This is a genomic window from Bradyrhizobium sp. BR 1433, from assembly GCF_051547665.1.
Classification (GTDB): domain Bacteria; phylum Pseudomonadota; class Alphaproteobacteria; order Rhizobiales; family Xanthobacteraceae; genus Bradyrhizobium; species Bradyrhizobium australafricanum.
Window position 1 is genome coordinate 6,814,591 of record NZ_JBPUGG010000001.1, and the last position, 22,099, is coordinate 6,836,689.

The 22,099-nt window shown below is 64.9% G+C and carries 17 protein-coding genes and 3 pseudogenes; 13 read left to right on the forward strand and 7 right to left on the reverse strand.

The window, feature by feature from the left end:
• Positions 1 to 4: 4 nt before the first annotated feature.
• The 3 genes from ACSKB9_RS32780 to ACSKB9_RS32790 all read left to right on the forward strand — a co-directional run bounded on the left by ACSKB9_RS32780 (position 5) and on the right by ACSKB9_RS32790 (position 3,567).
• Positions 5 to 1,330: an O-acetylhomoserine aminocarboxypropyltransferase/cysteine synthase family protein gene (locus tag ACSKB9_RS32780; protein WP_438078336.1), complete on the forward strand. Its 1,326-nt coding sequence runs from the start codon at positions 5 to 7 to the stop codon at positions 1,328 to 1,330.
• A gap of 33 nt (positions 1,331 to 1,363) precedes the next feature.
• Positions 1,364 to 2,161 (forward strand): MetQ/NlpA family ABC transporter substrate-binding protein, encoded by a 798-nt coding sequence (locus ACSKB9_RS32785; RefSeq protein WP_253589216.1) that lies wholly within the window; start codon positions 1,364 to 1,366, stop codon positions 2,159 to 2,161.
• An 845-nt stretch (positions 2,162 to 3,006) separates the two neighbouring features.
• Complete coding sequence (locus ACSKB9_RS32790) at positions 3,007 to 3,567, forward strand: TetR family transcriptional regulator (protein ID WP_438080503.1); 561 nt, start codon at positions 3,007 to 3,009, stop codon at positions 3,565 to 3,567.
• A gap of 8 nt (positions 3,568 to 3,575) precedes the next feature.
• Here ACSKB9_RS32790 and paaZ read toward each other — a convergent pair.
• Positions 3,576 to 5,604 (reverse strand): annotated as a pseudogene (gene paaZ / locus ACSKB9_RS32795) (phenylacetic acid degradation bifunctional protein PaaZ).
• A gap of 485 nt (positions 5,605 to 6,089) precedes the next feature.
• Here paaZ and ACSKB9_RS32800 point away from each other — a divergent pair.
• A complete protein-coding gene (locus tag ACSKB9_RS32800) occupies positions 6,090 to 6,926 on the forward strand; it encodes a cupin domain-containing protein (RefSeq protein WP_438078338.1) in 837 nt (278 codons plus the stop codon).
• A gap of 85 nt (positions 6,927 to 7,011) precedes the next feature.
• Entirely contained in the window at positions 7,012 to 8,130 is a 1,119-nt protein-coding gene (locus ACSKB9_RS32805; protein ID WP_438078340.1) for a branched-chain amino acid ABC transporter substrate-binding protein, read from the forward strand.
• Positions 8,131 to 8,284: 154 nt separating this feature from the next.
• Here the strand turns inward: ACSKB9_RS32805 and ACSKB9_RS32810 are convergent, their stop codons facing one another.
• Complete coding sequence (locus ACSKB9_RS32810) at positions 8,285 to 8,689, reverse strand: GFA family protein (protein WP_438078342.1); 405 nt, start codon at positions 8,687 to 8,689, stop codon at positions 8,285 to 8,287.
• A 49-nt stretch (positions 8,690 to 8,738) separates the two neighbouring features.
• Positions 8,739 to 9,263 (reverse strand): TetR/AcrR family transcriptional regulator, encoded by a 525-nt coding sequence (locus ACSKB9_RS32815; RefSeq protein ID WP_438078344.1) that lies wholly within the window; start codon positions 9,261 to 9,263, stop codon positions 8,739 to 8,741.
• A gap of 135 nt (positions 9,264 to 9,398) precedes the next feature.
• Between ACSKB9_RS32815 and ACSKB9_RS32820 the strand changes: the two genes are divergently transcribed.
• Positions 9,399 to 9,713 (forward strand): monooxygenase, encoded by a 315-nt coding sequence (locus ACSKB9_RS32820; RefSeq protein WP_438078346.1) that lies wholly within the window; start codon positions 9,399 to 9,401, stop codon positions 9,711 to 9,713.
• On the opposite strand, the gene ACSKB9_RS32825 is transcribed toward ACSKB9_RS32820, so the two are convergent.
• Complete coding sequence (locus ACSKB9_RS32825; protein WP_438078348.1) at positions 9,710 to 10,117, reverse strand: hypothetical protein; 408 nt, start codon at positions 10,115 to 10,117, stop codon at positions 9,710 to 9,712. The genes ACSKB9_RS32820 and ACSKB9_RS32825 overlap by 4 nt on opposite strands.
• A gap of 465 nt (positions 10,118 to 10,582) precedes the next feature.
• On the opposite strand from ACSKB9_RS32825, the gene ACSKB9_RS32830 reads away from it, so the two are divergent.
• The 4 genes from ACSKB9_RS32830 to ACSKB9_RS32845 all read left to right on the forward strand — a co-directional run bounded on the left by ACSKB9_RS32830 (position 10,583) and on the right by ACSKB9_RS32845 (position 14,942).
• Positions 10,583 to 11,629 carry an aldo/keto reductase gene (locus tag ACSKB9_RS32830; RefSeq protein WP_438078350.1) on the forward strand — a complete coding sequence of 349 codons (1,047 nt, stop codon included), beginning with the start codon at positions 10,583 to 10,585 and terminating at the stop codon, positions 11,627 to 11,629.
• Entirely contained in the window at positions 11,626 to 12,024 is a 399-nt protein-coding gene (locus ACSKB9_RS32835; protein WP_438078352.1) for an amidohydrolase family protein, read from the forward strand. Before ACSKB9_RS32830 ends, ACSKB9_RS32835 begins: the two co-directional genes overlap by 4 nt.
• On the forward strand, positions 11,963 to 12,481 hold the full coding sequence (locus ACSKB9_RS32840; RefSeq protein WP_438078354.1) for an amidohydrolase family protein: 519 nt from the start codon (positions 11,963 to 11,965) through the stop codon (positions 12,479 to 12,481). Before ACSKB9_RS32835 ends, ACSKB9_RS32840 begins: the two co-directional genes overlap by 62 nt.
• Positions 12,482 to 12,602: 121 nt before the next feature.
• Positions 12,603 to 14,942, forward strand: a complete 2,340-nt coding sequence (locus tag ACSKB9_RS32845) for a Tex family protein (protein WP_438078356.1) — start codon at positions 12,603 to 12,605, stop codon at positions 14,940 to 14,942.
• A 211-nt stretch (positions 14,943 to 15,153) separates the two neighbouring features.
• Here the strand turns inward: ACSKB9_RS32845 and ACSKB9_RS32850 are convergent, their stop codons facing one another.
• The gene (locus ACSKB9_RS32850) at positions 15,154 to 16,617 is read right to left on the reverse strand and encodes a catalase (RefSeq protein ID WP_438078358.1); all 1,464 of its coding nucleotides are present in this window, start codon (positions 16,615 to 16,617) and stop codon (positions 15,154 to 15,156) included.
• 433 nt (positions 16,618 to 17,050) lie between these two features.
• On the opposite strand from ACSKB9_RS32850, the gene ACSKB9_RS32855 reads away from it, so the two are divergent.
• The 3 genes from ACSKB9_RS32855 to ACSKB9_RS32865 all read left to right on the forward strand — a co-directional run bounded on the left by ACSKB9_RS32855 (position 17,051) and on the right by ACSKB9_RS32865 (position 19,769).
• Positions 17,051 to 17,566: a hypothetical protein gene (locus ACSKB9_RS32855; RefSeq protein ID WP_438078360.1), complete on the forward strand. Its 516-nt coding sequence runs from the start codon at positions 17,051 to 17,053 to the stop codon at positions 17,564 to 17,566.
• 150 nt (positions 17,567 to 17,716) lie between these two features.
• Positions 17,717 to 18,409, forward strand: a complete 693-nt coding sequence (locus tag ACSKB9_RS32860; protein WP_028333329.1) for a response regulator transcription factor — start codon at positions 17,717 to 17,719, stop codon at positions 18,407 to 18,409.
• Positions 18,396 to 19,769, forward strand: coding sequence for a sensor histidine kinase (locus ACSKB9_RS32865; protein ID WP_438078362.1), 1,374 nt, complete (start codon positions 18,396 to 18,398; stop codon positions 19,767 to 19,769). The genes ACSKB9_RS32860 and ACSKB9_RS32865 overlap by 14 nt, the downstream gene beginning before the upstream one ends.
• A 122-nt stretch (positions 19,770 to 19,891) precedes the next feature.
• Here the strand turns inward: ACSKB9_RS32865 and ACSKB9_RS32870 are convergent.
• Positions 19,892 to 20,517 (reverse strand): annotated as a pseudogene (locus ACSKB9_RS32870) (FMN-dependent NADH-azoreductase).
• A gap of 9 nt (positions 20,518 to 20,526) precedes the next feature.
• Positions 20,527 to 22,098, reverse strand: a pseudogene (locus ACSKB9_RS32875) (isochorismatase family protein).
• Position 22,099 lies beyond the last annotated feature (1 nt).

The following is a 22,099-nucleotide window of genomic DNA, read 5'->3' on the forward strand; positions in this document are numbered from 1 at the left end:
CGAGATGCCGATCGAAACCAAGAATGTCGAGACGCTCGCCTTGCATGGCGGATCGTACCGGTACGACCCGGCGACCGGCGCCGTCGCCGTTCCGATCTACCAAACGACGTCCTTTCAATTCGAGAATACCGATCACGCATCGCGGCTGTTCGCCCTGGAGGCGATCGGACAGATCTACACCAGGATCAAGAATCCGACGGCTGACGCGTTCGAGGAGCGCCTGGCCGCGCTGGAAGGCGGCGTTGGCGCGCTGGCCGTGGCGTCAGGCCAGTCGGCGACGGCCTACGCGATCTTCAACATCGCGCAAGCCGGCGACAATATCGTCTCATCGACCGATCTGTACGGCGGCACCTGGACGCTGCTGTCGCAGACGCTGAAGCAGTTCGGCATCGAGGTTCGCTTCGTCGATCCGGCCGATCCGGAAAACTTCCGCCGGGCGACCGATGCGAAGACCCGGGCCTATTTCGCCGAGACGCTGCCGAACCCCAAGCTCAACGTCTTCCCGATCAGGGAAGTCGCGGATATCGGCCGTTCGCTCGGCGTGCCGCTGATTCTCGACAACACCGCCGTCCCGCTCATTGCGCGCCCGTTCGAGCACGGCGCAGCGATCGTCGTCTATTCCGCGACAAAGTATATCGGCGGCCACGGCACGTCGATTGGCGGAGCGATCATCGATGGCGGCAATTTCGACTGGGCGGCGCACGCCGAGCGCTTCCCGCTGCTGACGCAGCCGGACGATGCCTATCACGGCGCGATCTGGACCGAGGCAGCCAAGCCGCTGGGTCCGATCGCCTACATCCTGCGCGCACGCGTGAAGCTGCTGCGCGATCTCGGTGCCGCGGTCGCTCCCCAGAACGCATTTCAGTTCATCCAGGGACTCGAGACCTTGCCCCTGCGGCTGCGTCAGCACAACGAGAACGCGATCAAGGTCGCGAATTTCCTGGCACGACATCCCGCCGTTTCGGACGTGATCTTCCCCGGACTGCAGAGCGGGGAGGACCGGCGCCGCGCCGATCTCTATCTGAAGGGCGGCTATGGCGGGCTGGTCGGCTTCGAGCTGAAGGGGGGCGTCGAGACCGGCCGTCGTTTCATCGATGCGCTGAAACTGTTCTATCACGTCGCCAATATCGGCGATGCGCGCTCGCTGGCGATCCACCCGGCGTCGACCACCCATCAGCAGCTGAGCGCCGCGGAACAGCTCGCGGCAGGCGTGACGCCCGGCTACATCAGGCTTTCGGTCGGCATCGAACATCCCGACGACATCCTCGCCGACCTCACCCAGGCATTGGCCGAGGCTGAGGCGGGAAGCAGCGGCCGCAAGGCGGCCTGATCGATCCCTGAAGACGGAGTTGAAACCGAGACCATGAAGACATTGTTGCGCCTGGCGCAGGCGGCTGGCGTGCTGCTTGCCATGACTGCGGCCGCCGTTGCGGACGAACCTCTCAAGATCGCGACCAGCGCCGGCCCGGTCGGTCAGCTGGCTGGCTTTGCCGCCAAGCTCGCCAAGGATAAGGGGCAGGACGTCAAGATCGTCGAGCTGTCGGACTGGGTCGCGTTGAACGAGGTGGTGAACAGCGGCGACGTCGACGCCAACTTGTTCCAGCACGCCACCTATCTCGCGATCCAGAACAAGCAGCGCGGCTTCGACCTGGTCCAGGTCGACAAGGTCGGCGTGATCGCGCCCGTCGGGCTGTTCTCGAAGAAGATCAAGTCGCTCGAGGAGATCAAGTCCGGCGACAGCGTTGCGATCCCGAACGAGCCGCTCAACGGCGCGCGTGGCTTGATCCTGCTCGAACGCGCCGGACTGATCAAGCTGGCGCCGGGCAAGGGTTTTTCGGTCAATCGGTTTGATATCATCGAAAATCCCAAGAACCTGAAGATCGTCGAGCTCGATCCGGCGCAGACCTACCGGTCGCTCGATGACGTCACGCTTGCGCTCGTCAACATCACCTATCTGATACCGGCCGGCGGTGATCCAAAATCGGCGCTGGTGATCGACCGCACGGTCGATGACGGTCTCGTGCTGCGCTTTACCGCGCGGCCGGACAAGAAGGACGATCCGCGCCTGAAGGCCTTCATCCAGGTCTTCAATTCACCCGAGGTCAAGCACTTCATCGAGGAGAAGCTGCCGGCGTTCATTCCGGCCGGCTTCGGCAGCTAGAGCTTTCCCGAGCGAAGTGGACGCCGGTTCGCGGCAGGAAAGCGCGTCAAAAACTAGAATCTAGAGCCCCGTTCCGATTCCATCGGAACGGGGCTCTAGACGCGCGCGAAGGATGCGAGCCGCCGTTCCTCGTCGGCGCGAACCGGTAGAGCGGGCGCTGTCATGCTATCGCTCTGTGCGTGATCCTGCCGCACGACATGTGCGGCGTGGGCAGACTGACGTCGGCGTGGCGATGGATCACATCTGCTGCGGTCTCGACTGGGCATGCGTCGCGCCAACGAGCGATCAGCCGTGAGGACCAAACAGAAAGAGTTCGTACATGTCCTTGCCGTCGGGGTTGGCGGCGCGGGCCAGCCGCCGCTGCCATCTCTTCAGCCGACGGGCCGCGCGACGAAGGACGTGGAGCCAAGAGGATGTCCGCACCCAGAGCCTCCTTCGCATTCCGAGCCGTTCGATGAACGATAACACGCTCCTGTTCGGGACGCGCGCGAAACTCGGCGGCGCCGCGAACTTTGCAATCAGACGCGCATGGCGAGGCGATTTGCAGCAGAGAGATGCTCTCGCGACGCGGCGCCAGGAAAATTCATTCCGGGCAATGTTGCCCGATCGCCGGGCTTATGGAATTGTCCGACCGGATGGTCAATAAATAGCGGTTCGGAGGCGGGGCTGTGGTCCCGGAACCTTGCGACTATTGACTGACATCTCTGGACGATGGCCGAACGGCCGCCTGGTGAAACGGACAAGACATGGCCCGATCGCGCGCCAAGGACTATGACGACAAGCGCCTCTCGATGCTGCATCGCTCGGCCGAGCTGTTTGCCGCATCGGGATATGTCGGCACGTCGATGAACACCATCGCCGATGCCTGCGGGGTTTCGAAGGCGCTGCTCTATCACTATTATCCCGACAAGGAAGCGATCCTGTTCGATATCCTGTCGTCGCACCTCGCGAAGCTGGTGGCGGCGGTCCGCAAGGCGAGCGCACAGGCCGGCGATCCGGTCGCGCGCTTCAGGACGATCGTTGCGACCCTGCTCGAGCTCTACCGGCATGCCGACGCCGAACATCAGGTCCAGATCTCAAGTCTCAAGCTGTTGCCGAAGGACAAGCAGCAGCCGCTGCTCGCAAGCGAGCGGATCCTGGTCGGGATCATGTCGGACGCACTCGCCGCCGCCGTGCCGGCGGCGAAGCACAAGCGCCTGCTCAAGCCGCTGACGATGAGCGTCTTCGGCATGCTGAACTGGCATTACATGTGGTTTCGCGAGGGCGGGCCGATGACCCGCGCCGAATATGCCGGTTTCGTCGCGCAGCTCGTGCTGGCCGGCGCCGACGATGCCGCGGCCGGCGCCACCCGGCCGCGCGGCAGGGCGAAATCGGCCGGCCGCGGCCGACAGGCCGAGTTGCTCTGACGCGCCTCTTAACCCCGCATCGCGTTCATGGTCAGCAGCTCGTAGGTCGCCGCGGTTTCGCCGGTGCCGGTCGTGATCTCGACGTCCCAGCGTACCTCGCCATATTGCTTGTTGCGCGGCATCTTCTCCTTCGCGGTCAGCCGCACCTGGATCTGTTCGCCGGGCTGGACGGGTTTGACGAAGCGCAGCGAGTTCGAGGCCGTAATTCGCCAGCACCGGCCCGTAGTCGGGATCGACGAACAGGCCGGCCGCAAACGACAGCAGCAGATAGCCATGCGCGACGCGGCCCGGGAAGAACGGATGCCCCTTGGTCGCTTCCTCGTCCATATGGGCGTAGAAGGTGTCGCCCGTGAAATGCGCGAAGTGCTCGATGTCGTCGAGCGTGATCTGCCGCGACTTCGAGACCAGCGTGCGGCCGATCTCGAGATCGTCATAGTGATAGCGGAACGGATGCAGGTCGCCTTCGAGCATCGGGCTGCCCTTGAACCAGCGGCTGGTGATGCCGCTCAGCATCGCCGGCGATCCCTGCAATGCGGTGCGCTGCATGTAGTGCTGGAGGCTGCGGACGCCGCCCAGTTCCTCGCCGCCGCCGGCCCGGCCGGGGCCGCCGTGAACCATCTGCGGCATCGGCGAACCGTGTCCGGTGTGCTCGCTCGCGCAGTCGCGGTCGATGATCGCGACGCGGCCGTGAAAACTGCCGATGCCAAATGCCAGTTCGGTCGCAGCCGGGATGTCGTGCGTGTAGATGGATGCGACGAGGCTGCCGCCGCCGCGATTGGTCAGCGCGATCGCTTGCTCCAGACCGTCGTAACCCATCGCGGTGCTGACAGGGCCGAACGCCTCGATCGCGTGGACTGCGGATGCGGCGAGCGGCTTGGCGCAATGCAGCAGCAGCGGCGGAACGAAGGCGCCGCGCTTCGCATCGGCATCGAGCAGCGCGAAGTTGCCGGGATCGCCGGCCACCAGTTCGGCTTCGGCGCGAAGCTTCGCGACATGGGCAAGCACATCGCTGCGCTGGCCGAGCCCGACAAGCGGCCCCATCCTGACCTTGTCGTTTTCGGGATTGCCGATCGTGACCTTGGCCAGACGGTCGCGCAGCGCCGTGATCACGGCATCGAGCTGTGCCGACGGCACCAGCGCGCGACGGATCGCGGTGCATTTCTGGCCGGCCTTGACCGTCATCTCCTTCGCCACTTCCTTGACGAAGAGGTCGAACTCCGGACTTCCCGGCACGGCGTCCGGAGCGAGGATTGCGGCGTTCAGCGAATCCCGTTCGGCGATGAACCTGACCGCCTCGCGCGCGATGACCGGATGCCGCTGCAGTTTTTGCGATGTGTCGGCCGAGCCTGTGAAGGACACGACGTCTTGGCAGGTCAGATGGTCGAACAAGTCGCCGGTCGATCCGACGATGAATTGCAGCACGCCTTCGGGCAGCGCGCCGGATTCGGTGATGATCCGAACCAGCTCGTGGGCGACATAGGAGGTGACCGTCGCGGGCTTGGTCACGACGGGCACGCCGGCCAGCAGCGCCGGCGCCAGCTTCTCCAGCATGCCCCAGCACGGGAAGTTGAATGCGTTGATGTGGACTGCGACGCCGTGCAGCGGCGTCACGATATGCTGACCGGCGAATGCGCCAGCCTTGGAGAGCCCTTCGACGTTGCCATCGAGCAGGAATTTGCTGTTCGGGAGCTCGCGGCGGCCCTTGCCGGCATAGGCGAACAACGTGCCGATGCCGCCGTCGACGTCGATCATTGCGTCGGTGCGGGTTGCGCCTGCATGGAATGACAGTTTGTAGAGCCGGTCCTTGTGCTGGGTCAGATAGTCGGCCAGCGCCTTCAGTAGGCCCGCGCGCTGATGGAACGTCAGCTTTCTGAGATGTTTGCCGCCGATCGCGCGGCCATAGGCGAGGATCTCGCGCATGTCGAGATCGCTCCTGGTCGTGACCGCCACCACATCGCCGGTGACGGCACTGTGAATCTCGGCTGCCGGCTCGCCCGGGCCGGACCATTTTCCGCGCACGAAGCTGTCGAGTTTCATGACGTTGTCCGCCGTCCGTGCACCACTGGATTGAGGCTGTGTCATCGCAATTGGACCTTCTGACTTGTGATCAATGATGCGTCTCGCCTTGACGGCGGAACGTTCAATCCGAACGTTCAAGCTTTGGCTCGTCCGACAAAGCGCGTCGCGCGCTTTTCGAGAAAGGCGTTGAGCGTCACGACGCGATATCCGGCGCGGATATCGGTCAACACCAGATCGCTGACCATGATGACCTCCCGTTTGCGGCTTCTGGTGGCCGAAGGTTGCGTGACGTGCGCTTGGATTACTATTGACCGTCCGGTCAGTCAATTATAATCCGCGTAACGGCTTGGGATGACGACACCGGGCAATATCGAGCGAGCACGATTTCGGTCTCGGTTGCGATTTCAGATCCGGCAATAGCGTCAGGATGATCCGGCGAGCATCGCCTGTCTGCAGCAGAAGTGCCGACGCGTAAGCACGGTCCCGTGCACTCGAGCGGTGTCATGCTGCCACAAATCGGCCCCATATCACCGGCGACCTTCCGCCGCCATGAGGATTGGCCGATGACGATGCAGTCGCCGGATATCGCCGGGTTTCGGTTCTCGACCGCGGATTTCGGCGAGCGCGACCGCTTGCCGATCTTTCGCGAGCAGATCGGGCGGATGATCGTGAAGCTCGATCCGGAGCCACTGAGCGTCGGCGCGTTCCATGCCGAAGCCAATGTGCGCGAGCTGCCTGGGCTCGGGATCGGATCCTGGGCGTGCAGCAACCTCAAGATCGCACGGCCGCGCGAGCTGCTCGACGGCAATGACGACCTTGTGCTGACGATCATCACGAGCGGCAACGCCCGCGCGTCGCAGCGCGGCCGCGACATCGAGCTGGGCCCGGGGCAGGCCGTGCTGGAGTCGAGCGCGGAGGTCGGCAACATGGTGGTCCCGGTCTCGCCGAGCCGTTTCGTCGGTCTCAGGCTCCCGCGCAAGGCGCTGGCACTGCTGGTCCGCGATCCCGAGGACATGCTGAACCGGTCGTTGCCCGCGAACACCGAGGCGATGCGTCTGCTGGCGCTCTACATCAGGGAGCTTGACGACAGCTACCAGCTCGCGACGCCCGAGCTGCGCGGCGCCGTCGTCCGGCATCTGGTCGATCTCGGGCGACGTCGCAAACAGCGCTCTCCGCCAGCCTGTGTGCTGTCGCGCACACAACATCGCCGCCCAATCACGTCCGCCGCGGGCGATTTCAGACGCCAATGCACGACAACGTGTTTCACATTGTTGCCCGATGTCGCATATGTCCAATCCCCCGTCGCCTCAGTCCGAGCCTGCCGATCGTCTCGCGCTTAAAAGGCAGCCCCCGGTGATCGTTGCAATCGGCGGATTCGTCGACTGCGATGCATTGAGGCGACTTGAGACCATCGAGGAGAATGTGATGAAGTTTGCACTTCGAGGATATTTTCTTGCGCTCGGCGCGAGCCTGGCCTTGTCCGGCGCCGCCATGGCACAGGATATCAGTGTTGCCGTGGTCGGGCCGATGACCGGCTCCGAGGCGAGCTTCGGCCAGCAGTTCAAGAACGGTGCTGATCTCGCGATTGCCGATATCAATGCGGCGGGTGGCGTGCTTGGCAAGAAGCTGAAGCTGGAGGTCGGCGACGATGCCTGCGATCCGAAGCAGGCGGTGTCGGTTGCCGAGAAGATGGCAGGCGCGAGGATTCCGTTCGTCGTTGGGCATTTCTGCTCATCGACCTCGATCCCTGCGTCGGACGCCTATGCAGAGGGCAATGTGCTGCAGATCACGCCGGGCTCGACCAATCCGCAATTCACCGAGCGCGGGTTGTGGAACACGTTCCGTGTCTGCGGCCGGGATGACCAGCAGGGCACGGTTGCGGCCGCCTACATTATCAAGAACTACAAGACCAAGAACGTCGCGATCATCCACGACAAGACGACCTACGGCAAAGGCCTTGCCGACGAAACGAAGAACGCCATCAACGCCGCGGGCGTGAAGGAAAAGCTCTATGAGGCCTATACCAAGGGCGACAAGGATTTTGCCGCTCTGGTATCCCGCTTCAAGAAGGAGTTGATCGATTTCATCTATGTCGGCGGCTATTATGCCGAGGCTGCGTTGATCCTGCGCCAGATGCGCGAGCAGGGCGTCAATGCTGTGCTGATGGGCGGCGACGCCCTGGTCGACAAGCAGTTCGCCGCGATCGCAGGTCCGCTTGCCGAAGGCTCGCTGTTCACCTTCTCGCCCGACCCGCGCAAGAAGGCGACCGCGGCTGCGACCTTGAAGAAGTTCAAGGACAAGGGCATCGATCCCGACGGCTACACGCTCTACAGCTATGCCGCGTTCCAGATCTGGAGCCAGGCCGCGGCCCGTGCCCAGACCACCGACGCCAAGAAGGTCGCGGCGGCCATCAAGGCCGGAAGCTGGGATACCGTGCTCGGCAAGATCAGCTACACGCCGAAGGGTGACATCACCCTGATCGACTACGTCGTGTACCGCCGTGACAAGGACGGCAACTACGCCGAACTGCCGGCCGGTCAATGATCACCAGAGCGTTTTCGCGCGAAGCGGAGACCGGTTCGCGTGAGGAAAACGCGTCAAAGCGAAATCGAGAGCCTCCGTTCCGATGCAATCGGAACGGAGGCAACCCTGGCCAGGCTGAATCGTTTCCCGCTGCGCCCGTGGTCGGCGCATCCGGTCACACGTTCCGGGGAAAGCGCGCAGCGCCGGGGATCGGCGCGAGCCATGCGACGGCGCGATCGGTATAGATCTCGGCTTGCGGCTGCAATCCCTCCATGCTGTCGAGCGTACCGGCTTTCACCACGACCTTGCCGGGCATCAATGCGGTCTTCGCCAGCAGCGGGGACCCGCAGTGCCCGCAGAAATGACGATGGACCGGATGGCCGCTGTCGCCCTTGTCGACGAACACCACCGTCTCGCCCGACTGCTGGTAGTCGGCTTCGCGGATCACGAGGTTGAATGAAAACAGGCTGCCGCTTTGCCGCTGGCAATGTGTGCAATGACATATCGCGATGCTCCGCGGTTCGCTCTTGAGCGTGTAACGCACCGCGCCGCAGAGGCAGCCGCCGTTCCGTTCCTGCATGCTGGTTTCTCCCATTCGATGACGCCGTCGCCGCGACAAGGACGCCGCCTCAGGCGTCGCCAATCATGGCATCGATGAATGTGGTGGCCAACTCCCTCAACTGCTTGCGGCTGTATCCGGCGCGCTCCATCACGGCGAGCCCGCGCGTGAACGTCACGATGACGCGCGCCAGCCGGTTTGCATCGGCGGTGCTGCGCCTGTTCGGCGCCGCGCTGATGGCTTTGCCGACCAGTTGCTCGAGCCGGGTGAGCACGTCCAGCACGCGCTGACGCACATCCGCGCTCGAAATGGCAGCGTCCAGCGCGGTGCGCGTCGTCAGGCAGCCCCGCTGCGGCGTGCCGTTCGTCATGTTGACGATGATCATGTCAAAGAAGTCCCTCAGTCTCGCCGAGGTATCGCCCTGCGCCAGCGCGCTGCCGGCCGCGTCCAGGAATTGCGCGGCATACTGATCGAAGGCGCGCAGGAAGATCGCTTCCTTGTCGCCATAGGCGTTGTAGAGGCTGCCGCGCTGGACGCCGGTCGCGGCCGCGAGGTCCTGCATGGTCGCATCGTGCAGGCCCTTGCGCCAGAACACGTCTCAGCGCGGTTGCGATCATCTCGTCCTCGTCGAACTGACGCACGCCCACCATTCGATCCACTCCATCGGGTCATTGTTGACATAATCGTCAATATTGACAATGATGTCAAGAATGAACCCGAGGAGATCCGGATGATTACCGCTGTCACGACGTTCAAGCTGCCGAAGCCGATCACGCGCGAGGAAGCCCGCAGCATCTTCCTGAGCACCGCGCCGATCTATCGCGGCATTCAGGGGCTGTTCCGAAAGACCTATTTGCTGTCCGAGGACGGGATGACGGCCGGCGGTATCTATTTCTGGAACTCGAGAGTGGAGGCGGAAGCGCTGTACACCGATGCGTGGCGCGCCCGCGCCCGCGAGAAATATGGCGCCGATCCGACGGTGACCTATTTCGAGAGTCCTGTGGTGGTCGACAACCTTGCCCAGCAGATTGTTGCCGACGATTAGCAACGAAGCGGCGGTGGCGGATGCGCAACACGGGTGCGCGGCGGCGCTGGGACCAGCTCGCGCGCGATCCAGACCGCCGCCGGCCCATGTGCGAGCTCGGCAACCGCCGCGACGGATTTCAGCCAGATCGGCGCGAGCTTCGGTGACGGCGGCAGGTGGTTCGCGATCTGCCGGCGAAACAGCTCGTCATCGGGCAGTCCCGTGATCGGAGCGGTGAATGCTTCCGGCGGCAATCTGCGCAGCCACAGCGGAATGCCCGCCGCGGCCGCGGCGTCCGCGAGCGAGCGGCCGTCGATGACGCATGCGCGTGCGCGCGCCGAAGCGATCCCGGCTCGCGGGACCGCCAGCGCGAACAACAGCGCAGGAAAGCTCGCGGCAAGGTCCGCAAGACGCGTGTGCCGCATGGCCAGCGCGCGGACCCTTCCCTGAACGTGTGGATGATACCTCCGCAGCTGATGTTCGAGCAGCACGGAGCGTGTGGCTCGCGACGAGAGGTCACCTGAAGCGTCGAGGTCATGACAAAAGTTCCGCAAGCGCGGAGCCCAAGGCCCGCGGCAGAATTCGATTGCGGGTGGGTGTTGCGATTTTACCCGGGATCCGATCCCGGGACGCACGTCAAATATCTCGCGGCGAACCCGGGAAGCGCACAGACCTGAACATCGTCGCCTCCTGCGTTGAAGTTGCGGAGCGCTCCCATAGCCTATTTCCCGCTGATAGGCAACGTGAAGCTGTGCATTGCATTTTAGCGATGTGGTGCGCGCGCGATGAGAGACCTCACCGCGGCGTCGGCCGCCAAGGTCTCTTCACGATCCTGGTCAACGACGCTAGTCTGATGAGGGGCTAACAAGAAACGCAGGCGGGAGGCCATAATGACCCAACAACGATCCTCCGATCCAGGCTCCCCGGCACTGCCACGTCGCAGGCTCGGCCGCACCGGGCTCGATGTCTCCATTCTCGGCTTCGGCACAGCACCGCTCGGCGACCTGTTCGCGCGGCTCGACGACACTGCTGCGATCGCAGCAGCGGAGCGGGCGTTTGCGCTGGGCGTCAACCTGCTGGATTCCTCGCCGCTCTACGGCCATGGCCTCGCCGAACACCGCAGCGGCACCGCGCTGCGCCGCGTGGCGCGCGACGACGTCGTCGTCTGCACCAAGGTCGGGCGCTGGATGGACCCGTTCCACGGCCGCGGCGACGGCTCCAATTTCGCCGGCGGCGCGCCGCATCGCGCGGTGCTCGACTATTCCTATGACGGCACCATGCGCTCGGTGGAGCAGTCGCTGCTGCGGCTCGGCACCGATCGCATCGACCTGCTGCTGATCCACGACGTCGACGTCTGGACCCACGGAGCTGACGCGATCGAGGCGCGGTTTCGCGAGGCGATGGAGGGCGCGTATGTCGCGCTCGACAAGTTGCGTTCCGAGCGCGTGGTCAAGGGCATCGGGATCGGCGTCAACGAGGCCGAGATGTGCGTGCGCTTCGCCAAGGCCGGAACGTTCGACACTATGCTGCTTGCCGGCCGCTACTCGCTGCTCGAGCAACCCGCACTCGCCGAATTCCTGCCGCTGGCGCAAGCAAAGGGCATCGGCATGATGCTCGGTGGCGTCTTCAACTCCGGCATCCTGGCGACCGGCGCGGTTGCCGGCGCCAAGTACAATTACAAGGATGCGCCGCCGGACGTGATGCGGAAGGTGGCGGCGATCGATCGCGTCTGCCGCGCCCACAACGTAGCGCTGCCGACCGCGGCGCTGCATTTCGCGCTCGGCCATTCGGCGGTGGCAAGCCTCGTGCTCGGCGCGCAGACGCCGCAGGAGGTCGAGCGCAACGTCGCCGCGTTGTCGTCGCCCGTGCCTGCCGCGCTGTGGCGCGACCTGAAGAATGAGGGGCTGCTCGACCAGCATGCGCCGGTGCCGGCATGATGCGGATCGACGCCCATCACCATGTCTGGACCCTGGCGCGCGCGGATTACGGCTGGCTGACGCCCGAGCGCGGGCCGATCTACCGCGACTTCGGCCTGGCCGATCTCGCGCCGCATCTCGCCGCGGCTGGGATTGAAGGCACCATCCTGGTGCAGGCCGCACCGACTGAAGCGGAGACCGTATTCCTACTCGATATCGCCAAAGGGACCGAGCAGGTGCGCGGCGTGGTCGGCTGGGTCGACTTCGACGCCGCCGATGCCGCGGCGCGGATCGACGCGTTTGCCGGGCGCGAGCTCCTGGTCGGTCTGCGGCCGATGGTGCAGGACATCGCCGATGACGAACTGGCTGCTGCGCCCCGAACTGGCGGCGCCGCTCGAGGCCATGGCGCGGCATGACCTGGTCTTCGACGCGCTGGTGCTGCCGCGCCATTTGCCGCGGCTCATTCAGGTGGTCGATCGCCATCCGGACCTGCAATTCGTGCTCGACCATTTCGGCAAGCCGCACCTTGCGACCGGCGACATCGCGGCCTGGAAGGACGACATCGCAAGCCTCGCCACACGATCCAACGTCGTCTGCAAACTCTCGGGCCTTGCGACCGAGGCGGCACCGAACTGGCAGGTTGCCGATCTCGGCGAGGCCGTGGATCATGCACTGGCATGTTTCGGGCCGCAGCGGATGCTGTGGGGCAGCGACTGGCCCGTCGTCAACCTCGCCGGCGGCTATGCGCACTGGTTCGCAGCCGCGGAGAGCCTACTTGCTGATTTGTCAAGTGAAGCAAGAGCTGCGATTTTCGGCGGCAATGCCGCGCGCATCTATTTGTCAAGCCGCGGACGGCCAACATCCCGGAAATAGATTGCAGCCCGCGCCCAATTTGATCCACAGCGTGCCTTGATAAATCAATCCGGGATGGTTCATAAGCGGCCTCCGCGCCATCGGTGATCCGGCGGCGCAACGGAATTTCAGAGAGACAGGCGTGGCAAAGATTCATCATCAGATTGCGCAGGAGCTGGGGGTTCGCGACGAACAGGTCGAGGCGGCGGTGACGCTGCTCGACGGCGGCGCCACGGTGCCGTTCATCGCGCGATACCGCAAGGAGCTCACCGGCGCGCTTGATGACGCTCAGCTGCGGACGCTGGAAGAGCGACTGACGTATTTGCGCGAGCTCGAGGAGCGCCGTACCGCCGTGCTCAATTCGATCCGCGAGCAGGGCAAGCTTGACGCCGCGCTCGAGGCCCAGGTCATGGCCGCCGACAGCAAGGGCCGGCTCGAGGACATCTATCTGCCGTACAAGCCGAAGCGCCGCACCAAGGCCGAGATTGCCAAGGAGGCCGGGCTCGAGCCGCTCGCCGATCAGCTCCTGACGCAGCCCGAGAGCGATCCGAACGAGACCGCGACGCCCTTCGTCAATGCCGAGAAGCAGGTCGCCGACGTCGCCGCAGCGCTCGACGGCGCGCGCGCGATCCTGGTCGAGCGCTTCGCCGAAGATGCCGACCTGATCGGCGCGCTGCGCGAGGAGATGTGGTCGAACGGCATCATGGCCTCGACCGTCCGCACCGGCAAGAAGACCGAAGGCGAGAAGTTCAAGGACTATTTCGATTTCTCCGAGCCGCTGCCGAAGTTGCCGTCGCATCGCATCCTGGCGCTGTTCCGCGGCGAGAAGGAAGAGATCCTCGACCTCGCCATCAGGCCGGAGGCGCAGGAGCCGGTCGTAGGCCAGCCCGGCCTGTACGAGCTCAAGATCATGAACCGCTTTGCGATCTCCAACCGGGGCCGCAAGGGCGACAAATGGCTGACCGAGACGGTGCGCTGGGCCTGGCGCACCAAGATCCAGATCCATCTCAACATCGATTTGCGGCTGCGGCTGTGGACCGCGGCCGAGACCGAGGCGGTGCGCGTGTTCGCCTCGAATCTGCGCGACCTCTTGCTCGCGGCGCCGGCCGGCGCGCGCGCCACCATGGGGCTCGATCCCGGTTATCGCACCGGCGTCAAGGTCGCGGTGATCGATGCGACCGGCAAGGTGGTGGCGCATACGGCGATCTTCCCGCACGAGCCGCAGCGGCGCTGGGATGAGGCGCTCGCCATTCTCGGCAAGCTCGCGATCGAGCATGGCGTCGAGCTGATTGCGATCGGCAACGGCACCGCCTCGCGCGAGACCGACAAGCTCGCCGCCGAGCTCGTGAAGCGGCTGCCCGAGCGCAAGATGACCAAGATCGTGGTCTCCGAAGCCGGCGCATCGGTCTACTCGGCCTCGGCCTTCGCCTCGAACGAATTGCCCGACCTCGACGTCACCATTCGCGGCGCGGTCTCGATCGCGCGGCGCCTGCAGGATCCCTTGGCCGAGTTGGTCAAGATCGATCCGAAGGCGATCGGCGTCGGCCAATACCAGCACGATCTCGGCGAGGCCAAGCTCGCCCGCTCGCTCGATGCCGTGGTGGAAGACTGCGTGAACGCGGTCGGCGTCGATGCCAATACCGCCTCGGTGCCGCTGCTCGCGCGGGTGTCGGGCATCGGCCAGGGACTGGCGCAAAGTATCGTGCAGCACCGCGATGCCAACGGCCCGTTCAAGTCGCGCAAGGCGCTGAAGGAGGTGCCGCGGCTCGGCCCGAAGGCGTTCGAGCAGTGCGCCGGCTTCCTGCGTATCAGCAATGGCGAGGATCCGCTCGATTCATCCGGCGTGCATCCGGAAGCCTATCCGGTAGTGCGCCGCATCCTCGAGGCGACCAAGAGCGACATCAAGGCGCTGATCGGCAATGCCGACGTGGTGCGGGGTCTCAAGCCGCAATCCTTCGTCGACGATACGTTCGGATTGCCGACCGTCACCGACATTCTGCGCGAGCTGGAAAAGCCCGGCCGCGATCCGCGTCCGGCGTTCAAGGCGGCGGTGTTCAAGGAAGGCGTCGAGGAGGTCAAGGACCTCAAGAAGGGCATGATCCTCGAGGGCACCGTGACCAACGTCGCCGCATTCGGCGCCTTCGTCGATATCGGCGTGCACCAGGATGGGCTGGTGCACATCTCGGCGATGTCGCGGAATTTCATCAAGGACCCGCGCGAGGTGGTGAAGCCCGGCGACATCGTCAAGGTCAAGGTGCTGGACGTCGAGGTCGCGCGCAAGCGCATCGCGCTGACGCTGCGGCTGGACGACGAGATCGGGCCGAAGAAGGACAATGCGGCGCCGTCGCGCGATTTCTCCCGCGGCTCCGGCAAGATGACGTCGTCGGCTCCGCGCCGGCCGCAGGAGCAGTCCGGCGGCGGCGCGCTCGCCGACGCACTGCGCCGCGCGGCCGAGAAGAACGGACGCGGCAAGCCGACCTGAGCCGCGGAGGAGGGCGGCGAGCCGAGTTCGCCGCCTTGTTCGAAATCGGCCACCTGACGCTTCTGGCTGAGTTGCCTAAGCTGTCCCCGTCATCCTGAGGTGCGAGCTCTTGCGAGCCTCGAAGGATGCACGGCCATCTCTGGCCGATTCATCCTTCGAGGCCCGCTCCGCGGGCACCTCAGGATGACGGGGCCGAAGGGGGCCGTCCCGGCTACAGCTCTCCGGCAGCAAACCTCGCCAGCGCATCCGCGACGCCCTTGCGGTAGGCCGGGTCGGCCTTGCTGCAATTCGCGACGTGCCGTTCCTGGATGTGCTTCGATGCATTGCCGACCTGACGGGCGGTGTTGTCGAACAGGGCCTGCTTTTGCGCGGCATTCATCTTGCGGAACAGGTCGCCCGGCTGCTGCCAGTGGTCGTCATCCACGCGATGATCCCAATGCGCAGCCGCGCCTGACAATTCGAATGGCGGCTCGTTCAACTGCGGCTGGTCGGTCCACTCACCATGGCTGTTCGGCCAGTAGGTCAGCGTGGCGCCCAGATTGCCGTCGGTGCGCATCGCGCCATCGCGATGATAGCTGTGGAACGGGCATTTCGGCGCGTTGACCGGAATCTGGTGGTGGTTGACGCCGAGCCGGTAGCGCTGCGCGTCGCCATAGGAGAACAGGCGGGCCTGCAGCATCTTGTCCGGCGAATAGCCGATGCCTGGCACGACATTCGCCGGCGTGAACGCCGCCTGCTCGACTTCGGCGAAGAAGTTCTCCGGATTGCGGTTGAGCTCGAAATGCCCGACCTCGATCAGCGGATAATCCGCCTTGGGCCACACCTTGGTCAGATCGAACGGATTGAACGGGAATGCCTTGGCCTGTGCATCCGTCATCACCTGGATGAACAGCGTCCAGCGCGGGAAGTCGCCGCGCTCGATGCTCTGGAACAGGTCGCGCTGGTGGCTCTCTCGGTCCTTGCCGACCAGCGCCTCGGCCTCGGCATCGGTCAGGTTCTGGACGCCCTGTCGGGTGCGGAAATGGAATTTCACCCAGACGCGCTCATTGTCGGCATTGATCATGCTGTAGGTGTGGCTGCCGAATCCGTGCTGGTGACGGAAGCTTTTCGGGATGCCGCGCTCGCTCATGACGATGGTGACCTGGTGCAGCGCTTCCGGCAGCAGCGTCCAGAAATCCCAGTTCATGTCGGGGTCGCGCACCCCCGTGCGCGGATGCCGCTTGATGGCGTGGTTGAGGTCGATGAAGCGCAAGGGGTCGCGGAAGAAGAACACCGGCGTGTTGTTGCCGACCACGTCCCAATTGCCTTCATCGGTGTAGAATTTCAGCGCGAAGCCGCGAATGTCGCGCTCGGCGTCCGCCGCGCCGCGCTCGCCGGCGACCGTCGAGAACCGCGCGAACATCGGCGTCTGCTTGCCGATCTCCGAGAACATGCTGGCCTTGGTGTAGCGCGTGATGTCGTGGGTGACGGTGAAGGTGCCGTGCGCGCCGGCGCCCTTGGCATGCATCCGCCGCTCCGGGATCACCTCGCGGTGAAAATGCGCCAGCTTCTCGATCAGCCAGACATCCTGCAGCAATGCGGGTCCGCGCGGCCCCGCCGTCAGGATGTTCACATTATCGGCAACGGGGGCGCCGGAGGCGTGGGTCAGAAACGGTCTTTTGGTCTCGTCGCTCATCGAAAGCTCCTGCTGAAGGTCAGCACTTCGCCGTCCCGGCGCCCGCAGGGAGGCCAGGCGAAAGGCGATTGCATCGCGGGGTGGATGACGGCCGGCGGGGAGGGGGGAGTTCGGTGATCGACAAATTGTGAAGCGGGTCTGCGATCCCTCGACGCCGTCGTTGTTCTCCGCCAGCTGCAGGATTAAGAACCGCGGCCGTCGATTCAACGAGCGCTATCCGCTGATTCCAGCCAAATGTCCGTCGATCCCGGCCAACGCGATCGTGGCGGCGGATCCAGGCATCCGCCGCTCGGCATGCCGGCACGTCGATTCTTAAATCGGGTGTCAGAATCTGGCGCATTTGTCAGTTGAAGTCGGGCATCGGCTTGCGTCTTCTGATCATGCTCGCGTGCGGCGATACGAATTCGCCGCGGTCCCAATCAGGGAGGGTTTCATGAAGAACAGGCTTCTCACGTGTCTCACGGCAGCGACGCTCGCTGTCAGCGTTGCGCTTGCACCCGCTGCCCTCGCCAGAGGCGGCGGTGGTGGCGGCGGACATGGCGGCGGCGGCGGTGGCTTCGGTGGCGGCCACGGCGGCGCCATGGGTGCCATGGGTGGTGGCATGCACGGTGGCGGCTTTGGCGGCGGCATGCATGGCGGTGGTTTCGGCGGCGGAATGCGTGGTGGTGGCGCGGCGTTCGCCGCCATGGGCGGCGGGCATTTCGCAGGCGGGCGCGTTGGTGGTCCCCGCTTCGTCGGTGCACCGGCAATCGGCCCGCGCTTTGCCGGCGCCGGATTCCGCGGTTCGCGCTTCTTCCATCATGGCGGCTTCTTACGCCATCACCGCTTCCATCGCTTCGCGTTCATCGGTGCGCCCTATCTCTATGCCGGCTATGACTACGGCTGCTACCGCAGGGTATGGACGGCTTACGGTCTGCAATGGGTCAATGTGTGCGGGGACTATTGGTGATCGCCCAACCAACCGCACCGTTGTCGCGGTCGTCGCCAGACGTTCCATCCTGCCCCGGAATGGGATAGTCTGGCGGCGATCGTCGCGGGGCGGCCGCTCGGAGAGTTTGAGAACTCGGAGAGTTCGACACAGCTCAGAGAGTTCAGGAATATGACCGGTGCTCACCGCCGCATTCTCGTCGTCGAGGACGATCCGGAAACCGCGGATCAGCTCGTCGAGGAGCTAACCACCAGCGGTTATGATGTGGATCTGGCGGCGAACGGCCGCGAGGCGCTGAGCCAGGGTGCAGCGCGCGACTATGCCGTGATCACCATCGATCGCATGCTGCCCGACATCGACGGCATCACGGTGATGCGTCAGATGCGCGACGGCGGCATTGCGGTGCCGTTCCTGATCATCAGCGCGCTCGGCGAAATCGACGACCGGGTGCGGGGCTTGCGCGCCGGCGGCGACGACTATCTGGTCAAGCCGTTCTCCTTCGTCGAACTGCTGGCGCGGCTGGAGGCGCTCGGCCGCCGCAGCGAGACCGTTGCCAAGGAGACCATCCTGCGGGTCGGCGATCTCGCGATCGATCTGATTTCGCGGACGGCGAGCCGCCGAGGCCGCAGGATTCCGCTGCTGCCGAAGGAATTCCAGCTGCTCGAATACCTGGCGCGCAACGAGGGCCGCGTGGTGTCGCGCGCCATGCTGCTGCGGCATGTGTGGGACCTGCACTTCGATCCCTCGACCAACATCATCGACGTCTATGTCGGACGTTTGCGCCGCAAGGTCGACGACCAGCAAGCCTATCCGCTGATCCACACGATCCGCGGCATCGGGTACTGCCTCCGTGCTCCTGGCTAAGACCCTCAAGTCGTCGACGTTCCGCCTGGCGTTGATCGCCATCGGTGTCTTCGGCCTGATCGTCTCCGCGATCTTCGCCTATGTCTACTGGTCGACGTTGTCCTATGTGCGCGACAGATCCGACCGCGCGATCATGACCGAGCAGGCGAGCCTCGATGATGCCTATGCGCGGTCCGGCCGCGATGGACTGACCGCGTTGATCGCGCAACGCGTCGCGGACAAGGGCTTTGCCGATCATGTGTATTTGTTGGTCGGTCCCGGATCGACCGTGCTGGCGGGAAATCTCAGACAGTGGCCGGCGGGCGCTGCCGAGAAGGGATGGGCTGAATTTCGTGCCTCCCTGCCACAGCTTTCCTCGGGCCCCTCCCTGCTGCGAGGCGTGACGGAAACCCTGTCAAACGGCGATCGGCTGCTGGTCGGCCATGACATCAGCGATCTCGACGGCTTCATGGCGCAGATCAGGGCCGCCGGCATTGCCGTCGTCGTGCTGATCATCGGGCTTGCGGCTGCTGCCAGCATCGGCGTCACGCGGCGAACCGTCGGCCGGATCGAGTCGATCAATGCGACCAGTCGCGCTATCATGCTCTCCGGCCTCGACCAGCGCATCCCGCTTCGCGGCAGCCATGACGAATGGGATCGCGTCGCCGAGAATCTCAATCTGATGCTGGACCGGATCCAGACCCTGATGGGAGACGTCAAGCAGGTCAGCGAAAATATCGCCCACGACCTGCGCACGCCGCTGACCCGGATGCGCGGCCGGCTCGAGAAGGCCTATCACGCCCCGCGGAGCGGCGAGGGGGATGCTGCGCTGATCGGCGACACTATCGCCGATCTCGACGCGGTGCTCGGGATGTTCGCGTCGATCACGCGGATTTCTGAGATCGAGACGCGAGCCCGCAAGGGTGCGTTTCGCACCGTCAATCTCGTCGAGATCGCCGCCGAGGTGGTCGAGCTCTACGACGCCGCGGCTGAGGAGGTTACCACCCGGCTCGACCTTGCCGGCGATCAGGCGGTGCTGGTTACCGGGGACCGTGACCTGCTGTTCGATGCGATTGCCAATCTCGTCGACAACGCCATCAAGCATGGCCGCCCGGGTGGGCGGGTGACGGTGACCTGCGACAACGATGAGCGAGGCGCGGTGATTTCGATCGCCGATGACGGCCCCGGGATACCCGCCGAGCAGCACGACCGCGTCTTCAAGCGGTTCTACCGGCTCGAGCAGAGCCGCTACACGCCGGGCAACGGCCTCGGCCTCAGCCTGGTCGCGGCGGTCGCGAGCCTGCACGGCGCACGGATCGAATTGCACGACAATGCGCCGGGATTGTTGTGCAGGCTGGTCTTTCCCGCCGCGGAAACGTAGGGCTAGTCCGGAGTGACCCACAAAATCGTTTCGCGAGAGTGAAAGCGTATGACCCGCCGGCCAAGCCATACATTCGATGTGGTCCCTGCTTTCGCAGGGACCACGACGGAGTGGAGTCTCTTTCAAAACCTCCCTGCCATCTCCACCAGCCGCCGGTGCGCCGCCTCGCGGGCGGCGCGGATCGGCTCGGTGGGCCCGGTGGTCGGGCCGATCGGCACGAAGCGCACGTCGCTGATGCCGATGAAGCGCAGCGCCTCGCGCAGATAGGGCGTTGCCATGTCGACGCGGCCGCGGTTCATGCCGGTGACGAAGTCGCTGCCGCTTGCGAGGATCACGATCGTCGGGCGGTCCTTGAACAGCGGCAGATAGCCCTGCGCCGAATCGAAGCGGAAGGCCAGCCCGGGCTGGATGATGACGTCGAGCCATTGCTTGAGCTTGTAGGGAATGCCGAAATTCCACATCGGCGTCGAGATCAGCACGCGATCGGCCAGCGATAGCCGCAGCGCGAGGCGCTCGGCGATTGCGAAGGCGTCGTGCTGCGAACTGGTGAAGCTCTTGCCGTCGATCCGGGCGTATTTGGCCTCGAGCAGATATCCCTCGAATTCCGGCAGCGGCTCGCGCCAGAGGTTCATCGCGTCGATCTCCCAGTCCGGCCGCGCCTGACGGAAGCGATCGAGAAAGGCACGCGCGCCGGCCGCCGATTCCGAATCGGGCGCGGTGAGCAGTTAAGGTGCAGCAGCTTCGGCACCGCGCCTCCCTAGCCGAGTGCCTTGATCACGGTGTCGGCGTTGGTCACGACGGAGACGTTCTGGAGCGCGAAATTGATCGCGGCGTTGTGCCAGTCGGCATTCATGGTCGAGCAGCAATCCTCCGGCACGATCATGAAATAGCCTTTGTCGGCGCCGGTGCGCGCGGTGTGCTCGACCGACATGTTGGTCCAGGCTCCGGTATTGATGATCATGTCGCGGCCGGTTGCCTTCAGGATGGTCTCGAGCCGGGTGCCTTCCCAGGCGCTCATCCGCATCTTCTCGACCACGAAGTCGCCCGGGCGCGGCTCGAGTCCCGAGACCGGTGCCGCGCCCCAGCTGCCGCGCACCATCGCCTTGCTGTCGACCAACCCCTCGAACAGCGGCGCGTTCAAGGTGATGCCGGGCGCGCCGGGCTCGACGACGAACCAGACATGGATGATGGCGACGCCGCGCGCCCGCGCAGCCTCGGCCACGCGGCGAACATTCTCGACGACGTGCTGGCCGGCGAGCGTGCGCGGGCGCACCGGACTCGGCGAACGCGCCGCCGTCCATGATGACGTCGTTCTGCATGTCCTGGATGATCATCGCGCAGCGTTGCGGATCGAGCTGCATCTCACCGGCGGCGAGATTCGGCGCAGGCGTGGACGAGCGGCACCCGCGCCGCCGCGCTTGCCGCTCATATAGGGCTCGTGGCGCGGGCCGACCTTGGTCGGGATCGCATAGACCGAATGGGTCGCGGTCAGATAGAGCGTGCGGAAGTCGGCGCCGCCCCAGGCGAGGTTGGCGACGAGCTCGGGCAGGCGGACCTTGCCGAGCAGGTCGGCGGCGGGCGAATAGACCCAGACGCCGCCGGGCGCGGTGACCCAGACATTGCCGCGCTGGTCGCACTTCATGCCGTCGGGCAGGCCGGGCTCGAGCTCGGAGCGGATGCCGGAGGCGAACACGTGCGGATTGGTAAGCGAGCCGTCGGCATTGACGTCGAAGGCGCGGATCAGCGCCTGCACGGTGTCGTTGACATAGAGGATGCGCTCGTCGGGCGAGAAGCACAGCCCGTTCGGCTGCTCGAACAGGTAGCGGTCGACCAGCAGTTTCGGCGCGCCGCCGCCGGGCGGCACGCGGTAGACACCCTGGAAGCCGAGCTGACGCGGCCGTTCGACGCCATAGACCGGCATCCGGCCGTACCAGGGATCGGAGAAATAGATCGCGCCGGAGGAATGCACACAGACGTCGTTCGGACTGTTGAGCTCCTGGTTCTCGTAATGCGAAGCCAGCACCTCGCGCCGCCCGTCGAGCCGCTCGCGGATCAGCGAAGACGTCGCGTGCTCGCAGACGATCAGATTGAGGTCCGCGTCATAGGTCATGCCGTTGCATTTGTTCGACGGCCGCTTGACCTCGACGACGCCGCGTCGCGCATCCCAGCGCCGGCGCACATCGCCCGGCATGTCGGAGAACAGCAGGAAGTGATCGACCGGATGCCAGATCGGTCCTTCCGTGAAATCGAACCCGGTCCCGATCTGGCCGACCGGCGCATAGGGGTCGATCAGGTCTTCGAACTCGCTGCGCAGCGTGACATGCGTCATC